Source organism: Oleiagrimonas sp. (genome assembly GCF_027858935.1).
Lineage (GTDB): Bacteria > Pseudomonadota > Gammaproteobacteria > Xanthomonadales > Rhodanobacteraceae > Oleiagrimonas.
On record NZ_JAQIBU010000257.1, the window covers coordinates 1 to 2,386 of the forward strand.

The 2,386-nt window shown below is 65.0% G+C and carries 3 protein-coding genes; all 3 read left to right on the forward strand.

Translation table 11 applies throughout. From position 1 onward, the window contains the following. Positions 1 to 520 (forward strand): NAD(P)H-hydrate dehydratase (locus PF446_RS09440; protein WP_298071175.1); only part of this gene is annotated, 520 nt, incomplete at its 5' end. Between the two features lie 4 nt (positions 521 to 524). After that, positions 525 to 989 (forward strand): tRNA (adenosine(37)-N6)-threonylcarbamoyltransferase complex ATPase subunit type 1 TsaE, encoded by a 465-nt coding sequence (tsaE, locus tag PF446_RS09445; RefSeq protein ID WP_298071176.1) that lies wholly within the window; start codon positions 525 to 527, stop codon positions 987 to 989. 146 nt (positions 990 to 1,135) lie between these two features. After that, positions 1,136 to 2,386 (forward strand): N-acetylmuramoyl-L-alanine amidase (locus tag PF446_RS09450; RefSeq protein WP_298071177.1); only part of this gene is annotated, 1,251 nt, incomplete at its 3' end.

Here is a 2,386-nt window from a genome sequence, read left to right on the forward strand (position 1 = left end):
GGGCGAATGGGGGCGCGCTGTCTGGGAGGCGGCCCTTTCGCGCCAACTCCCGGTGGTGGTGGATGCCGATGCACTGAACCTGCTGGCCGCACGCGCGCGCGCGCTGCCCCACGGCTGCGTGCTTACGCCGCACCCTGGCGAAGCGGCGCGCTTGCTTGCGACCGATATCGCTGCCATCCAGTCGGACCGCTTCGCCGCAGTGCGTGCGCTGGCCGAGCGCCATCAGGCCTGCGTGGTGCTGAAGGGTGCCGGAAGCCTGATCGCTTCGCCCGATGGACAGGTATCGGTCTGCCCCTGGGGCAATCCGGGGATGGCTTCCGGCGGTATGGGGGACCTGTTGACCGGTGTGATCGCTGCGCTGATGGCCCAGGGACTTTCGGCCCTGGACGCAGCCTGCATGGGTGTCGGCCTGCATGCACGTGCGGGTGACAGAGGCGCGGCGCACGGCGGTGAACGTGGCCTGTTGGCCTCGGATCTCCTGCTTCCCTTGCGCGAGTCGGTCAATGCCAGTCCTGAATGACGCCATGACGCTGCATCTGGCCGACGCCGCGGCCACCGATGCCTTCGGGCGGCAGCTAGCCGCTGCCTGCGAGGGCCAGGGTCTGGTGGTCTACCTGCATGGCGACCTCGGCGCAGGCAAGACCTCATTGGCGCGAGCTCTGCTGCGGCACCTGGGCGCCGGTGAACGGATCAAGAGCCCGACCTACAGTCTGGTCGAGCCGTACATGCTGGTCGATGGCCGGCCGGCCTGGCACCTGGACCTGTATCGCATCGCCGATCCGGGCGAGCTGGAATGGCTGGGGCTGGACGCCTTGTCCGATCCGCAGTCCCTGGTGCTGGTGGAGTGGCCCGAACGGGGCGCCGGCGCGTTGCCGCCATCGGATCTGAACCTTTCTCTGCAGCACGAGGGGACCTCGCGCAGTATGCGGATGGAGGCGGCAAGCGACCGGGGTCGGCAGGTGCTCGGTTCATTAAGTGTTTGTAAATAAAAGGAAAGTATGTCGGAAGAGGCGTCCGGTGCAACTTCCGAGTCCGAAGGTAACTTCTGACAAAGTGCCCACAGGTTACGGATTCAAAAGGGAAAAGACCCTTGCGTCGAGCGCGCAAGTGGGGTATTAAACCCACCATGCGGCACATGTTCCTACCTTTGCTGATGCTCTGCATTGCGCTGGCCCCGGCGTGGCCGGCGCACGCCGGCTCGCCGATCAGCGTGAAGAACATGCGCGTGTCCGACACCGAAAACCACACCCGCGCGGTGTTCGACCTGTCGGGTCCGGCCGATCCCAAGCTGTTCCAGTTGAAAAATCCCGATCGCGTGGTCCTGGATTTTGCCGATGCGCACCTGGAAGGCGCGTTCGACGCGCCCGGCGCAACCGGACTGATGCAGGATGTGCGTGTTGGTCGTCATGGCAAGCACGGTCTGCGCGTGGTGCTGGACATGAAGTCCAGTGTGCAGCCGAAGAGTTTCCTGCTGGAACCATCCGGTGGCATGGGCTATCGCCTGGTGCTGGACATGGCCGCGCCCGGGCAGGCCGCGAGCGTGGCCGCACGGCAGACTGCGCCGGTCGGCGAGCGCAAGGTACTGGTCGCAGTGGATCCCGGTCATGGCGGCAAGGATGTCGGCGCGCGTGGTCCCAATGGCCTGTACGAAAAGACCGTGACCCTGGCCATCGCCAAGCGTCTGGCCGCACTGATCGACAAGCAGCCGGGCATGAAGGCGATGCTGACCCGCACCGGCGACTATTATGTGCCGCTGGAAAAACGTTTCGAGATGGCGCGCGAACACAAGGCCGATCTGTTTGTGTCCATCCATGCCAATTCCTGTCCGCACCACTGCGATGCGCGCGGTGCCTCGGTCTGGGTCCTGTCCACGCACGGCAAGGAGAGCGAAGCCGGACGCTGGCTGGCGCACAGCGAGAACGCCTCCGACCTGGTCGGTGGTGTGTCGCTGGACAACAAGAGCCATACCCTGGCCGCAGTGCTTCTGGATCTGTCGCAGGGCGCCAGCATGCATGCCAGCCGTGAGGTCGGACATGACGTATTGGGCGCGCTGAAGGGCATCATCCCGCTGTACAAACGGAAGGTGCAGCATGCCAATTTCGTGGTCCTGCGTTCACCCAGCTATCGCGAAAAGATGGCGCACGCGATCATGACCGGTGTCGAGGGGTACTTCCGCACCACGCCGCCCCACAGCACCTGGTTCGCCGCGCAATGGGCACGCAAGCACGGCGTCCAGGTCGCGATGAAACGCAGCGATGCCTCGAAGCCATCCACGCTGTCCGCCGACGCCGACACCCAGGACCTGCACAAGGTCAGCAACGGCGAGACGCTCTCGGGCATTGCGCAGCAGTACGGCGTGAGCATCCATGCGATCAAGGATGCCAAT

Excerpts from the sequence above, each read along its gene's own strand:
- tsaE (WP_298071176.1), top strand. The coding sequence starts at position 525 with ATGACGCTGCATCTGGCCGACGCCGCGGCCACCGATGCCTTCGGGCGG.